This is a genomic window from Bradyrhizobium sp. sBnM-33 (assembly GCF_032917945.1).
Classification (GTDB): Bacteria; Pseudomonadota; Alphaproteobacteria; order Rhizobiales; family Xanthobacteraceae; genus Bradyrhizobium.
In genome coordinates this window covers 8,701,763-8,716,360 of the sequence record NZ_CP136624.1, presented here as the reverse complement: position 1 = coordinate 8,716,360, position 14,598 = coordinate 8,701,763, and the positions used below count along the sequence as shown (strand labels likewise).

The 14,598-nt window shown below is 63.6% G+C and carries 13 protein-coding genes; 8 read left to right on the top strand and 5 right to left on the bottom strand.

The genetic code is table 11. The annotated features are described in order from the left end of the window. The first annotated feature begins 21 nt into the window (after positions 1 to 21). The 4 genes from RX328_RS40975 to RX328_RS40960 all read left to right on the top strand — a co-directional run bounded on the left by RX328_RS40975 (position 22) and on the right by RX328_RS40960 (position 6,013). Complete coding sequence (locus RX328_RS40975; protein ID WP_213254195.1) at positions 22 to 408, top strand: nuclear transport factor 2 family protein; 387 nt, start codon at positions 22 to 24, stop codon at positions 406 to 408. Positions 409 to 587: 179 nt separating this feature from the next. Then, entirely contained in the window at positions 588 to 2,378 is a 1,791-nt protein-coding gene (locus RX328_RS40970; RefSeq protein ID WP_213254193.1) for an acyl-CoA dehydrogenase C-terminal domain-containing protein, read from the top strand. A gap of 62 nt (positions 2,379 to 2,440) precedes the next feature. Further along, complete coding sequence (locus RX328_RS40965; RefSeq protein ID WP_213254185.1) at positions 2,441 to 3,649, top strand: acetyl-CoA C-acetyltransferase; 1,209 nt, start codon at positions 2,441 to 2,443, stop codon at positions 3,647 to 3,649. 150 nt (positions 3,650 to 3,799) lie between these two features. After that, positions 3,800 to 6,013 carry an FAD-dependent oxidoreductase gene (locus RX328_RS40960; RefSeq protein WP_213254183.1) on the top strand — a complete coding sequence of 738 codons (2,214 nt, stop codon included), beginning with the start codon at positions 3,800 to 3,802 and terminating at the stop codon, positions 6,011 to 6,013. 155 nt (positions 6,014 to 6,168) lie between these two features. On the opposite strand, the gene gstA is transcribed toward RX328_RS40960, so the two are convergent. Then, entirely contained in the window at positions 6,169 to 6,783 is a 615-nt protein-coding gene (gstA, locus tag RX328_RS40955; protein WP_213254181.1) for a glutathione transferase GstA, read from the bottom strand. 122 nt (positions 6,784 to 6,905) lie between these two features. On the opposite strand from gstA, the gene RX328_RS40950 reads away from it, so the two are divergent. The 4 genes from RX328_RS40950 to RX328_RS40935 all read left to right on the top strand — a co-directional run bounded on the left by RX328_RS40950 (position 6,906) and on the right by RX328_RS40935 (position 10,835). Further along, the gene (locus tag RX328_RS40950) at positions 6,906 to 7,394 is read left to right on the top strand and encodes a MarR family winged helix-turn-helix transcriptional regulator (RefSeq protein ID WP_065731894.1); all 489 of its coding nucleotides are present in this window, start codon (positions 6,906 to 6,908) and stop codon (positions 7,392 to 7,394) included. Between the two features lie 96 nt (positions 7,395 to 7,490). Continuing rightward, a complete protein-coding gene (locus RX328_RS40945) occupies positions 7,491 to 8,861 on the top strand; it encodes a glutamate--cysteine ligase (protein WP_213254179.1) in 1,371 nt (456 codons plus the stop codon). Positions 8,862 to 9,090: 229 nt separating this feature from the next. After that, on the top strand, positions 9,091 to 9,615 hold the full coding sequence (locus tag RX328_RS40940; RefSeq protein ID WP_213254266.1) for a PAN domain-containing protein: 525 nt from the start codon (positions 9,091 to 9,093) through the stop codon (positions 9,613 to 9,615). A gap of 185 nt (positions 9,616 to 9,800) precedes the next feature. Next, a complete protein-coding gene (locus RX328_RS40935; RefSeq protein ID WP_317258590.1) occupies positions 9,801 to 10,835 on the top strand; it encodes an IS110 family transposase in 1,035 nt (344 codons plus the stop codon). A gap of 366 nt (positions 10,836 to 11,201) precedes the next feature. Here RX328_RS40935 and RX328_RS40930 read toward each other — a convergent pair whose 3' ends face one another. The 4 genes from RX328_RS40930 to tldD all read right to left on the bottom strand — a co-directional run bounded on the left by RX328_RS40930 (position 11,202) and on the right by tldD (position 14,585). Next, a complete protein-coding gene (locus RX328_RS40930) occupies positions 11,202 to 11,777 on the bottom strand; it encodes a nucleotidyltransferase family protein (RefSeq protein WP_213256322.1) in 576 nt (191 codons plus the stop codon). A 136-nt stretch (positions 11,778 to 11,913) separates the two neighbouring features. After that, entirely contained in the window at positions 11,914 to 12,252 is a 339-nt protein-coding gene (locus tag RX328_RS40925; RefSeq protein ID WP_213256320.1) for an MmcQ/YjbR family DNA-binding protein, read from the bottom strand. 120 nt (positions 12,253 to 12,372) lie between these two features. After that, positions 12,373 to 13,161: a signal peptidase I gene (gene lepB / locus RX328_RS40920; protein WP_409410907.1), complete on the bottom strand. Its 789-nt coding sequence runs from the start codon at positions 13,159 to 13,161 to the stop codon at positions 12,373 to 12,375. After that, positions 13,161 to 14,585, bottom strand: a complete 1,425-nt coding sequence (gene tldD, locus RX328_RS40915) for a metalloprotease TldD (protein ID WP_213256318.1) — start codon at positions 14,583 to 14,585, stop codon at positions 13,161 to 13,163. Before tldD ends, lepB begins: the two co-directional genes overlap by 1 nt. Positions 14,586 to 14,598: the final 13 nt, after the last annotated feature.

Below are 14,598 nucleotides of genomic sequence, written 5' to 3'. Positions count from 1 at the left end.
ATCGCCCGCATAGGAGACGTGATGACCATGAGCGGCCTCGACAAGTGGTACGGCTACATGAAGTCCCATGACAAGGCGGCGCTATGGGACCTGTTGCACCCGGACGCGGTGTTCGAAAGCCCTGTTGTCCACACGCCGCAGCGTGGGCGTGACATCACCTTCAAATATTTGGCGAGCGCCGAGAAGGTGCTGGGCGGCCCCGGCTTCAAATACACAGGCGAATGGCGCAGCGAGAGCGGCGCGGTCCTCGAATTCGAAAACGAGGTCGAGGGCATCAAGATCAACGGCGTCGACATCATCACGTTCAGCGATGACGGTAAGATCACGCACTTCAAGGTGATGGTGCGTCCGCTGAAAGCAATCAATCTGCTGCACCGCTTGATGGGGGAGCAACTCGCCAAGCAGTGAGGTGAGGAAGCAAAGGCTGCGACCTCCGGCTCGACTTATGTCGCAATGGTTGTCCGGATATTTCGCTTGCCCACTCACTCCCTAGGACTGCCGGAACGCGGTAAGGTCTCGTTCCGGAACGCCACAACGAATTTCATTCAAACGCCTTCGTCGCCCTTTGCCCCTGCCGGGAGAACACCATGCCGATCTACAAAGCCCCCGTGGAAGACGTCACCTTCCTGCTCAACGACGTGTTCCAGATCGATCGCTACGACAATCTGCCCGGATTCACCGATGCCTCCGCCGATGTGCGCGAGGCCATTTTGGGCGAGGCCGCAAAACTTTCCGAAGAGGTGCTGCAGCCGCTGAATCGCGTCGGCGATCTCGAAGGCTGCAAGCGGCATGATGATGGCTCGGTGACGACGCCGAAGGGGTTCAAGGAAGCCTTCAAGCAGGTGGCCGAGGGCGGCTGGCTCGGTTTGTCGGCGCCGGCAGAATATGGCGGGCAGGGGCTGCCGGTGACGCTGAGCCAGGTCGTCACCGAATTCCAGAGCGCGGCCAATATGGCGTTCTCGATGTATGGCGGCCTGACCATGGGCGCGACGGCCGCGCTTCTGGTCCACGGCAAGCCCGAACAGAAGAAGATGTTCGTGCCGAAGATGGTGGCGGGTCAGTGGACCGGCACCATGAACCTCACCGAGCCGCAATGCGGCACCGATCTGGGCCTGTTGCGCAGCAAGGCGGTGAAGCAGGCCGACGGCAGCTACAAGATCACGGGCACCAAGATCTTCATCTCGTCCGGCGAGCATGACCTCGCCGAGAACATCATCCATCTGGTGCTGGCGCGCATCGAAGGTGCGCCCGCCGGCATCAAGGGCGTGTCGCTGTTCGTGGTGCCGAAAATCCTCGTCAATGCCGACGGTTCGCTGGGGCAGCGCAACGGCGTGTCCTGCGGCTCGATCGAGCACAAGATGGGCATTCACGGCAATTCTACCTGCGTGATGAATTACGACAACGCCACCGGCTGGCTGATCGGCGAAGAGAACAAGGGCATGCAGGGCATGTTCGTGATGATGAACGAGGCCCGCCTCGGCGTCGCCGTGCAGGGTCTGGCGCAGTCCGAAGTCGCCTATCAAAACGCCGTCGCCTATGCGCGCGAGCGCCTGCAGGGCCGCTCGCTCACCGGCCCCAAGGAGCCTGAGAAGCCGGCCGACCCGATCATCGTGCATCCGGATGTTCGCCGCGTGCTGCTCACCATCCGCGCCTTCAACGAGGCGGCCCGCGCCATGGTGGTGTGGACCGCGCTGAAGAGCGACGTCGCCCACCGCTCCTCTGATCCGAAGGATCGAGAGGCCGCCGACGACCATATGGGCCTGATGACCCCGGTCATGAAGGGCGTGATGACCGACGTCGGCTTCTCCAACGCGGTGCTGGCGCAGCAGATGTATGGCGGCCACGGCTATATCGCGGAGCACGGCATGGAGCAGTTCGTGCGCGATGCGCGCATCGCCATGCTCTACGAGGGTGCCAACGGCATCCAGGCGCTCGATCTGGTCGGCCGCAAGCTGCCGCGGAATGGCGGCCGCGCCGTGATGGCGTTCTTTGCCGAGGTCGCTGGCTTTGCCAAGGAGTATGGCGGCGACGAAGCGATGAAGCCATTCGTGGCGCCGCTCTCGACCGCGCTCGGCCATCTGCAGCAGGCCACCGGCTGGCTGATGCAGAACGCGATGACTAAGCCCGACAACGCCGGCGCCGCCGCCACCGATTACATGCAATTGTTCGGCCTCGTCGCCTTCGCCTACATGTGGGCGCGGATGGCGAAGGTGGCGCAGGACAAGATTGCGGCTGACGGCGCCACGCCCTATCTGACGACCAAGCTGGTGACCGGCCGCTTCTTCATGGAGCGGATGTTGCCGGAAACCCACGTCCATCTTGCGCGCATCCAGTCCGGCTGCGCGACCACCATGGAATTGGCGGCGGAAGCGTTCTGATTTTTCGCCGTTTCCCGTTCGATCTGCCTATAATATTATGATCCTCATACCAGGAGGGCGTCATGCCTGAGGCATATATCTACGATCACGTTCGCACCCCGCGCGGCCGCGGCAAGCCCGATGGCGCGCTCCACGAGGTCACGGCGCTGGCGCTCGCCACCGTGCCGCTGCAGGCGCTGAAGGAGCGCAACAACCTCGCCGAAGACGTCGTCGATGACGTCATCCTCGGCGTGGTCGATCCGGTCGGCGAGGCCGGATCCGACATCGCGCGCTTCGCGGCGCTGAAGGCCGGCCTCGGCGAAAGCGTCCCCGGCGTGCAGATCAGCCGGTTCTGCGCCTCCGGCCTCGACGCCGTGAATTTTGCCGCCGCCCAGATCATGGCCGGCCAGCATGAACTCGTGATCGGCGGCGGCGCCGAATCGATGAGCCGCGTCGGCATCGGCGCGTCCGGCGGCGCCTGGCCGATGGATCCCTCGATGGCGGTGCCGTCCTATTTCATGCCGCAGGGCGTCTCGGCCGATCTGATCGCCACCAAATACGGTTTTTCGCGCGACGACGTCGACGCCTATGCCGTGCAGAGCCAGCAGCGCGCCGCCAAGGCCTGGGACGAGGGGCGTTTCAATAAATCGGTGGTGCCGGTGAAGGACGTCAATGGCCTGACGATCCTTGCCAAGGACGAGCACATGCGCCCGACCACGACCATGCAGTCACTGGCGCAATTGCAGCCGTCGTTCACCGTCGTCGCGCAGATGGGCGGGTTCGATGCGGTCGCGATCCAGTCGCACCCGGAAATTGAGCGTGTCAACTACGTGCACCACGCCGGCAACTCCTCCGGCATCGTGGACGGCGCCGGCGCGGTTTTGCTCGGCAGCAAGGAAGCGGGCGCCAAGCACGGCCTGAAGCCGCGCGCAAAAATCTGTGCCTTCGCCAATATCGGCTCGGAGCCCGCGATGATGCTGACCGGTCCGGTCGACGTCACCGAAAAGCTGTTCGAGCGTTCCGGCATGAAGAAGTCGGACATCGACCTGTTCGAGCTCAACGAGGCCTTTGCTTCCGTCGTGCTGCGCTACATGCAGGCGTTCGAGATCGACAATTCGAAGATCAACGTCAATGGCGGCGCGATCGCGCTCGGCCATCCGTTAGGGGCAACGGGCGCCATGATCCTCGGCACCGTGCTCGACGAGTTGGAGCGCACCAACAAGTCCACCGCGCTGGTGACGCTGTGCATCGGCGGCGGCATGGGGACCGCGACGATTATTGAAAGAGTCTGAGCGCGTAGGGTGGGCAAAGGCGCTCTTGCGCCGTGCCCACCATCACGCACTCCGCGAGCAATGGTGGGCACGCTTCGCTTTGCCCACCCTACGAGATCCAGACACAACCGCCGCGCCTGATATCGGCTGCGGCACCGAGGGAGCAACGACATGGCCTTCAAGAATTTCAAGCTAGAGAACGACGCCGACGGCATTGCGCTCGTCACCTGGGACATTCCGGGACGTTCGATGAACGTGCTCGATGAAACCTCGACCACCGAGCTCGAGGAGATCCTGAAACAGACCACGGCGGACGCCGCGGTAAAGGGCGTCGTCATTACTTCGAGCAAGGAAGCGTTCTGCGCCGGCGCTGACCTTTCGATGCTCGAGGGCATGAACAAGGAATACGCAAAGGTCTTCAAGGAAAAGGGCGAGGTCGCCGCCAACCAGATGCTGTTCGACCAGAGCCGGCGCTTCTCGCTGGTGCTGCGCGGCATCGAAACCTGCGGCAAGCCATGGGCGGCCGCGATCAACGGGCTGGCGCTCGGCGGCGGCTTTGAGGTGACGCTGTCTTGCCACTATCGCGTTGCGGCCGAAAATCCCAAGACCCGGCTCGGCCTGCCGGAAGTGAAGGTCGGCCTGTTCCCCGGTGCCGGCGGCACCCAGCGCGTGCCGCGTCTGGTGCCGCCGCAGGACGCCATGACGATCCTGCTCAAGGGCGATCCGGTCACCGTTGAGAAGGCCAAGTCGCTGAACCTGATCCACGCCATCGTGCCGGCTTCCGACCTGATCAAGGCGGCGAAGGACTGGATCAAGGGCGGCGGCAAGGCGGTCGCGCCGTGGGACGAGAAGGGTTTCAAGCTGCCGGGCGGACCGGTGTTCTCCAAGGCCGGCATGATGATGTTCCCGGCCGGCAACGCCATCTACCGCCGCGAGACCTACGACAATTATCCGGCGGCGCGCGCTATCATGAGCTGCGTCTATGAGGGTCTGCAGTTGCCAATCGATGCCGCGCTGCGCGTCGAGTCGCGTTACTTCACGCAAGTGCTGCGCTCGAAGGAAGCCGCCGCGATGATCCGCAGCCTGTTCCTGTCAATGCAGGAGCTCAACAAGGGTGCGCGGCGGCCGCAAAACGTGCCGCCGACGAAAGTGAAGAAGATTGCGGTGATCGGCGCCGGCTTCATGGGCGCCAGCGTCGGCTACGTCTCGGCGCGCGCGGGCCTCGACGTCGTGTTGATCGACCGCGACCAGGAAAGCGCCGACAAGGGCAAAGCCCATGCGCAGAAGGTGATCGACGAGCAGATCGCCAAGGGCCGCGCCAAGGCAGGCGACCGCGACGCGCTGCTGGCGCGCATCACGCCATCAGCGGATTACGCTGCGCTGGGGGATTGCGACCTCGTCATCGAGGCGGTGTTCGAGGACCGCAAAGTCAAGGCGGAGACCTTTGCCAAGGCGCAGCAGTATCTCAAGCCTGACGCGATCTTCGCCTCGAACACTTCGACGCTGCCGATCACGTCGCTGGCCGAAAACTTCAAGGACCAGGGCAAGTTCATCGGCATCCATTTCTTCTCGCCGGTCGAGAAGATGATGCTGGTCGAAATCATCCTCGGCAAGAACACCGGCGATGTCGCGCTCGCCGCCGCGCTCGACTATGTGCGGGTGATCGGCAAGACGCCGATCGTCGTGAATGATTCCCGCGGCTTCTACGCCAACCGCTGCGTCGGCCGTTACATCGCCGAAGGCAACGAGATGTTCCTCGAAGGCGTGCCGCCGGCGATGATCGAGAACTGCGCCAAAATGGCCGGCATGCCGGTCGGCCCGCTGTCGCTGTCGGATGAAGTAGCCCTCGACCTCGGCCTGAAGGTCATCAAGGCGACCGAGGCCGATCTCGGCCCCAACGCCATCAACCCCGATCAGAAGAAGCTGATGGTGGAGCTGGTCGAGAAGCAGGGCCGCCTGGGGCGCAAGAACGGCAAGGGCTTTTACGATTATCCCGAGAAGGGCAAGGGTCAGAAGAGCCTGTGGCCGGGATTATCCGCGCTGCAGCCCAAGCAGCTCGACCCCGATACGATCGATATCGAGGAGTTGAAGCAGCGCTTCCTGGTGGTGCAGGCGGTGGAGGCCACGCGCACGGTGGAGGATCACGTCATCACCGACCCGCGCGAGGCCGATGTCGGCTCGATCCTGGGCTTCGGCTTTGCGCCGTTCACGGGCGGCACGCTGTCCTATATCGATTTCATGGGCACGCGAAAGTTTGTCGAGCTCTGCCACAGACTGGAGGCCAAGTACGGCTCGCGCTTTACCCCGCCGAAGCTCCTCGAAGACATGGCGGCGAGCGGCGAGACCTTCTACGGTCGCTTCCCGCCGAAGAAGCAGGCGGCGTAAGCTTTGTAGGTTGTAGCCCGGATGGAGCGAAGCGAAATCCGGGGATCTCGCCACTTGCTGCACTTTCCCGGATTGCGCTGCGCTCCATCCGGGCTACGCAACGACAAGGGCCGGATCATCGATCCGCCCTTTCCATATTCGTTATTCGCAAGAACTCACGCCGCCTTCAGCAGCCCTTCCTTGGTCATCGCCTCCTGCACCTTCGGCCGGGCGCCGACACGGGCCTTGTAGGCCAGAAGGTTCGGCATGGCGGAAAGGTCGAACTTCAAGCGGTCGGTCGCCCACATCAGCATGGTGAACAGGTAGCCGTCGGCCACGGTGAACTGCTTGCCCATCAGGTAGTCGCGCCCGGCCAGCGCCGTTTCCAGGTACTTGAACTTGCCCATGGCGCGGTCCTTGAAAAACGCCTTGGCGTCATCGGCCAGCACCGGCGAGAACATCGGTCCGAGATTCTTGTGCAGCTCGGTCGTGATGTAGTTCAGCCATTCCAGCAGCTTGTAGCGCTCGTCCGAATCGCGGGGCGGCGCCAGATTCTTGCCCGCCTTGTCGGCGATCATCTGGACGATGATCGGGCCTTCGGTCACCAGTTCGCCCGAATCAAGCGCCAGCGCCGGCACCTGGCCCTTCGGGTTGACCTTCAAAAAGTCGTCACCATTCTCCAGCTTCTTGGCGCGCAGATCGACCTTGACCAGGTCGTAGGGCAGACCGGCCTCGAGAAGCGCGATATGGGGAGACAGCGAGCAGGCGCCCGGGGAATAATACAGTTTCATTGGCTTTTTCCTTCCCTCGACATTATTGGCGGACTGACTAAATGCATCTGCATGGAATAGTCAAGATTGATGCAGCTGCATTTAGTGCGGTACACTGATCCTTGACAGATACGGACCGGACCATGAAACGCAAACCATCGACCGAGGCGACTGCCGCCTGGATCCGCCTGATGCGGGTGCAGAGCCGGGTGCTCGATGCCGTCGAACAGGATTTGAAGAAAGCGGGCTTTCCGCCGCTGGCCTGGTATGACGCGCTATTGGAACTGTCGCGCGCCCCGTCCGGCGAGATGCGCCCGGTGGAGCTGGAAAAGCAGATGCTGATCCCGCAATATTCCACCTCGCGGCTGATCGACCGCCTGGTGGACGAAGGCCTGGCGGCGCGCCGCGAATGCAAGATCGACAAGCGCGGCCAGTTCGTGGAGATCACCGAAGCCGGGCGCGAGTTGCAGAAGAAGATGTGGGGGGCCTATTCGGCGGCGATCGAAAAGCACGTCGGCTCCAAACTGTCCGATGCCGACGCCTTGAAGCTCTGCGGTCTGCTCGACCGGCTGGGCTGCTCCTGCTCCGACGTCAAGGCGGCTGCTGCCCGCGACGGCGTGCCGGCGCGATGACATCTTTGATACGTTTCGTTGGTGCAGACGACGCCGTCCGCACCCCCTCAGCCACACGGCGCGTTCGGTCGAATCGCCAGGTATCCGGATTTTTTCATGGCGCGTGACCAGATCGATATGACGCCGCTGCAATCGCGTGACGAACTCGTCGCGTGGTTCGAGGCCGGCATCAAGGCGCCGTCCGAGTTTCGCATCGGCACCGAGCACGAGAAGACCCCGTTCACGCTGCAGGGCCGTCAGCCCGTGCCGTACGAAGGCGCGCGCGGCATCGGCGCGCTGCTCGAAGGCATGCAGCTCCTGCTCGGCTGGGAGCCGATCATGGAGCGCGGCAACATCATCGGGCTGTATGACGTCACCGGGGGCGGCGCGATCTCGCTGGAGCCGGGCGGGCAGTTCGAATTGTCGGGCGCCCCGGTCGAGAACGTGCACCAGACCCAGTCCGAGCTGATGGCGCACCTGGCGCAGGTCCGTGAGATCGCGACCCCGTTGGGCATCGGCTTTCTCGGGCTTGGCATGACGCCATCGTGGTCGCGGTCGCAGATCCCGGTGATGCCCAAGGGCCGCTACAACATCATGACCAACTACATGCCGAAGGTCGGCCAGTACGGCATCGACATGATGTACCGGACCTGCACGGTGCAGACCAATCTCGACTTCTCCTCCGAGGCCGACATGGTCAAGAAGCTGCGGGTTTCGCTGGCGCTGCAGCCGGTGGCGACCGCTCTGTTTGCCAACTCGCCCTTCACCGAAGGCAAGCCCAACGGCTTCCTGTCGTTCCGGTCAGAGATCTGGCGCGACACCGACAATGCGCGCTCCGGCATGTTGCCGTGGGTGTTCGAGGACGGCATGGGGTTCGAGCGCTGGGTCGACTACGCCCTCGACGTGCCCATGTACTTCGTCAAGCGCGGCGAGACCTATATCGATGTCGCCGGCTCGTCGTTCCGCGCCTTCTTCGAGGGCCGCAACAATTCGTTGCCCGGCGAGCGTCCGACCCTGTCGGACTGGGCAAATCATCTGTCGACGATCTTCCCCGAAGTCCGCCTCAAGCGCTATCTGGAAATGCGCGGCGCCGATGGCGTGCCGTGGGGCCGCCTGCCGGCGCTGCCGGCGTTCTGGGTCGGCCTGTTGTACGACAATGACAGCCTCGATGCAGCCTGGAATCTGGTCAGCCACTGGACCGCCGCGGAGCGTCAGGCGTTGCGCGACGATGTCCCGCGCTTCGGCTTCAAGGCCAGGATCAAGGACCGCTATCTGTTCGAGATCGCGAAGGAATGCCTGAAGCTGTCGCATGCGGGCTTGCGGCGGCGCAACCGCGTCGACCATTCCGGCCGCGACGAGAGCCGCCACCTCGAACCGCTGGAGCGCATCCTCGAAGCGGGCCGCACGCCGGCGGAAGAGATGCTGGATAAATTCAACGGCGACTGGGGCGGTTCCGTGGAGCCCGTCTATCAGGAATACGCGTTCTGATTAAATGGGTTGCCTGGTCTTCGGCCGTTCATCCGCCGTACAGGTTGATGGCGCTCAAATGACGGCCGATCCAGCATGATCCGAACGACCGCCTGCCGGTCTTTCGAAAAATCATGCTGAATCAAGGGGCTGGGGGTGGACGACTTTTCGAGGAAGGTCATCCCGCGCTGGCAACGCGCGCATTCGAAAGCAACCGCAGATGGAGACTGGTCGCCTGCTCAGGGCGTGTATGGTGGCGCTCGCCTTCTTGGCGGCGGCCGTATGCGCGCGCCCGGCGCTGGCGCAGGCCAAATTCGACCGTCCCGGCGGCGATTATCTCAGCGCTCCCGTGATCTCGGGCGATCCGGCGGAATGTGCGCTGGTATGCGAGCGCGACCGGCGCTGCCGCGCCTGGAGCTTCAACTATCCGACTGATCTCGCCAACGGTGCAGTGTGCTGGCTCAAGAGCAACGTGCCGCCGCGGATACAGAGCGATTGCTGCGTCTCCGGCGTGCGCGGCGCTGGCGTGGTTGAACGGCGCAACGAGGCCGTCGAAACCTCGATCGACCGCTTCGGCGGCGACTACAAGAGTTTTGATCTCAAGAGCAGCGACGGCGAAGACGCCTGCAAGGCCGCCTGTTCCGCCGACAACAAGTGCCGCGCCTGGACCTATGCCCGGCCGGGTTATGCCGGCAAGGAAGCGCACTGCTTCCTGAAGAAGGACATCAAGCCGCCGCGCCGCAAGGCGGGGTTTACCTCGGGCGTAGTGCGGTAGGGGCGGCACCAGCATAAGAACCGTAGATGGGGTAACGGGCCGGCCGAACCAGCCGCACGCTCGCTACGGCGCGATTTGGAAGCGCGCTCGCGTGCGGCTTTGCCGGGAGGCGGTCGTCCCTCAGACTGATGGTGTCAATAACCGGAGTCGGGCGAGCCCGCTCCAAGCATCATCGAGGGACGACCATGTACCACTATGCCGGAATCGACGTGTCTTTGAAAAGCTCGACCATTTGCGTGGTCGATGGCGCGGGCAAGATTTTGCGGGAGGCGAAGGTGGCGAGCGAGCCGGAGGCCCTGATCGCCTGGTTTCGGTCGTTGGGGCTTTCGCTCGAGCGGATCGGCCTGGAGGCAGGTCCTCTGTCGCAATGGCTTTACGCGGCGCTGCGCGAAGCGAAGTTTGCGGTCGAGCTTTTGGAGACGCGGCACGTCCGCGATGCCTTCAAATCGATGCCGGTGAAGTCGGACCGCAATGATGCCCGCGGGATCGCGCAACTGATGCGGCTGGGCTGGTTCCGCCCGGTGCACTGCAAGTCGATCGAAGCGCAGGAGACGCGTGCGGTTCTGACGGCGCGCAAACTGCTGCAGTCGAAGCTGCGCGACGTCGAGAACAGTCTGCGTGGCGTGCTCCGGGGCTTTGGCCTGAAGGTCGGCAAGACCACCGAATGCACGTTCGCCAGCCGTATCCGGGAGCTGGTCGCCGGCCATCCTGGACTGGAGCTGGTGGCAAAGGCGCTGCTCGAAGCCCATGCCGTGCTGCGGCGCGAGTTCAGCAGCCTGGACAAGCGAACCCAGAAGCTCGCCCGATCGCATCCGCCGGCCAGGCTTCTGATGACAACGCCGTCAGTCGGTCCGATCGTCGCTCTCACCTATGCCGCTGCGATCGATGATCCGAAGCGATTCCGCGCATCCAAGGCCACAGGCGCGCACTTCGGACTGACCCCGAAGAAACATCAGTCGGGGCAAAAAGACTACACCGGCCGCATCAGCAAGATTGGCGATGCCTCGGTGCGGGAGGCACTCCACCAGGCCGCTCACGTCATGCTGACCAAACCGATCAAGGGCTGCTCGGCGCTGAAGAGCTGGGCGATGCGGATCGCCAAACGCGCGGGCATGCGCAAGGCCAAGGTGGCGCTGGCGCGCAAGCTTGCCGTCATCCTGCACCGCATGCTTGCCGACGCCAAACCGTTCAACCCGATGGCCAAGGCCACCGCAACCTAAGCAAGGAGCATCGATCGATTCCGGGCGGGCCAAGACACCAGGCTCTCCCCGAGCGAAGTCCCTCGCCGGGACGATGGATCCGGTCAGGCCGCCATCCGGGAAGTCGGCTCACAACCACGCACCCCGTAGATTGGCCGGCCGATTCCTCATGCACCCCAGAAGGTGACGGCCTCAGCGCCGATCCCGTACAGAAGCAAGTGCCCGGCAGGTGGACCAAGCAAGAGGGATTGACAAACCAAGGCCCGTTACAGAAGCCCGGATGGAGCCAACGGGTCGCGCGAATGCGCCCGATGACAGGCTCCGCGCAATCCGGGGGACTGTATCCAGTGGCAACACTGTCCCGGATTGCGCTGCGCTCCATCCGGGTTACGAGAGCCGCTCCGCCGGCAGCACCGTGAGCTCCGGCCACAGCGCCTTCCAGCGCGCAGCCTTGGCCTCATAATTTGCGACCGAAAAATTCGGTCCCGGGTTAGGCCGCGCGATCAGTGCGGCGACATCGTCAAAACCATTCGGCGCGTAAACCTCATGCCCATTCCGCGTGCGCCGGATTCCGATCTGGGTGTTCCTGGTCAGAAAGCGATCGATGCCATCGGTCGAGCAACGCAACGGCGGGTAGGGCAGACCATGTTTCTTCGGGTACCAGAGATGCACGCGCGCTTGATTGCGCGCCTCGACCGCGATGCCGCGGCTTGAAAATCGCTGCGCCAGCGCGCGGATGACGGCATCCTCGGCTTCCCAGGACGTATCGGGATCGAAATAGAACACGTCGTAATCGTTGATGCCGTAATCGACCGCGCGCTTGGTCAGCACGTTCCACACCGTCTGCACCAGGCAGCCGGAGACCAGCCACGCGTCCGGCAGCGATAGTCGAAACAGTTCCTCGGTGATGATTTCGTTGATGGGATTGCGCAGAGCGGCGGTGAGGAATTGGTCCTGGTTCATTGCCGTTCGCCTGGGGATCGTAGCTGGGTGGCACGAATGCCGCACGTCGTCATTGCGAGGCGCGTAGCGACGAAGCAATCCATTCTTCACTGCCGCAAGATGGATTGCTTCGCTTCGCTCGCAATGACGGAAGAGACTAAAGCTCGTCGAATTCCTTCACCGCTTTCTTCGAGGCCAGCGCGCGCCAGTGCCGGCGCAACAGCGGCTCGACGGTGGCGCGGCTGGCCTTTGAGAGGCGGATCAGCACGATCGGATAATCGCGGTAGTGATCGGTGAAGTAAAACGTCTTGGGCTGGCTTTCCACCAGCATCTCGCGCTCGTCCCTTGGCACGCTTGGCATCACCAGGCTGTCGCCGTCTTCCTTTAGCCGCACCAGCATCTTCTTGCGCACCTTCAGGGCCGGCGTGCCGTAGGAGGTGCCGTCCTCGACCTCCGGCCAGAGAAGCGCGATTTTTCTGACATCATCGAAGGTCATGGCTCAGCGCTGTAGGGTGGGCAAAGCGAGGCGTGCCCACCATTAGCTTGATCGCTAGCTTGATCGCTGGCGAGATGGTGGGCACGGCGCAAATGCGCCTTTGCCCACCCTACTTCCCGCTCAATGCACGGACGTAAAAAACCGCGCCAGCCGGAAACCCGACAACCAGGTCCATACCGGTTGGTTGCGCATGCCGAGATCCCAGGAGCCGACCACGGCATCGGCGCGGCCGATCAGATTGTCGATCGGCAATAGTCCCACGCCGCCGTCGCGCACAGAGACGCGGCTGTCGGCGGAATTGTCCCTGTTGTCGCCGAGCACGAACAGTTTGCCCGGCGGCACGGTCACCTCGGGCGTGTTGTCGAGCCTTCCATTGTCGCGCATCTTGAAGATCGCGTGGCTGACGCCGTTCGGCAGCGTTTCGATGAAGCGGTAGGCCCGTTCGGTATTGCCGCGATCGTCTTCGGCCTGCGCCACGCCGTCCGGCTTCAACGTCGCGGCATGGTCGTTGATGAAGAGCTGGCCCTGCCGCATCTGGACGCGGTCGCCCGGCAATCCCACCACGCGCTTGACCCAGGCCTGCGACCGGTCGCCCGGCCAGCGGAACACGACGACATCGCCGCGCTTTGGCGTATCGCCGAACAGGCGGCCGGTCTCAGGCAGGGTGATCTGGATCGGCAGCGACGCCGCGCCGTAGCCGTAAGGAAATTTCGAGGCAACCAACGCGTCGCCGATCAGAAGCGTCGGCTCCATCGAACCGGACGGAACATAAAAGGGCTCGGCGATCGCACCCTTGGCGAGGAACACGACGGCAACAATCGCCGCCAGTTGCACGGCTTGCGCGCGCCAGCTCGACCATTGGCCGGGAGAAGCATCCTTGTGGTCGCTCACCACCTTTTTGTCGCTCACTAGCCCGTTCCTCCGACCGTGATCTTTTCCATCCGCAGCGTCGGCTGGCCGACGCCGACCGGCACGCCCTGGCCGTTCTTGCCGCAGGTGCCGATGCCGGTGTCGAGCGCCAGATCGTTGCCGACCATGGTGATTCTATGCAGGTCGGTCGGCCCGTTGCCGATCAGCATCGCGCCCTTCAGGGGCGCACCGAGCTTGCCGTTCTCGATCTTGTAGGCCTCGGTGCACTGGAACACGTATTTGCCCGAGGTGATGTCGACCTGGCCGCCGCCGAAATTCGCGGCATAAACGCCATTCTTCACCGACGCGATGATTTCCGCCGGATCGCGATCACCGGCCAGCATGTAGGTGTTGGTCATGCGCGGCATCGGCACATGAGCGTAGCTCTGGCGACGGCCGTTGCCGGTCGGCTTCATGTTCATCAGCCGCGCGTTCTGCCGGTCCTGCATGTAGCCGACCAGAATGCCATCTTCGATCAGCACGGTGCGGTTGGTCGGCGTGCCCTCGTCGTCAATTGAAAGAGAACCACGCCGCGAGGCGATGGTGCCGTCGTCGACGACGGTGACGCCCTTGGCCGCGACCTGCTTGCCCATCAGCCCTGCGAAAGCGGACGTCTGCTTGCGGTTGAAGTCGCCTTCGAGGCCATGGCCGACCGCTTCATGCAGCATCACGCCGGGCCAGCCGGCGCCCAGCACCACGTCCATTTCGCCCGCGGGCGCGGGCACCGATTCCAAATTGACCAAGGCCTCGCGGATCGCGCCGTCGGCAGCCTCGCGCCACGCTTTTGTTTCGATGAAGCGCGCATAACCCTCGCGTCCACCATAACCCTTGCTGCCGCTTTCCTGCCGGTCGCCTTGGCCGGCGACGACGGAAATATTCACTCGGACCAGCGGGCGGATGTCGCGATAGCTCTCGCCGTCGGGCCGCAGGATTTCCACTACCTGCCAGGTGGCGCCCAGGCTGATCGAGGCCTGCCGCACCCGCGGGTCCTTGTCGCGGACGTAAGCGTCGATCTCGGCCAGCAGCTTCACCTTGGCCTCGAAGCCCGGCGCATCCAAAGGATTCTCGTCGCCATAGAGCCGCACATTGGTGTGCGGCGGCGGTGCTGCAAAGTTGCCGCTGTACCCGCCGCGCACGGCCGCCACCGCGTCCGCTGCGCGGATCAGCGCCGGCAGCGACACGTCGGAGGAATGCGCGTAACCCACCGCATCGTCCTTTACCGCGCGCAGGCCAAAACCCTGCGAGGTGTCGTAGGTCGCCTGCTTCAAGCGCCCATTGTCGAAGCCGAGCGCTTCGGTCTGGCCGTATTCCAGAAACAGTTCGCCATCATCGGCGCCCAAAAGCCCCCGCGTGATCTCGCGTCGGACGGCATCGCGGTCGAGATTGGCGCGGTCGAGCAGGGAGGTGGTGGCAGGGTTTGTCATCAAATCAGTCCGT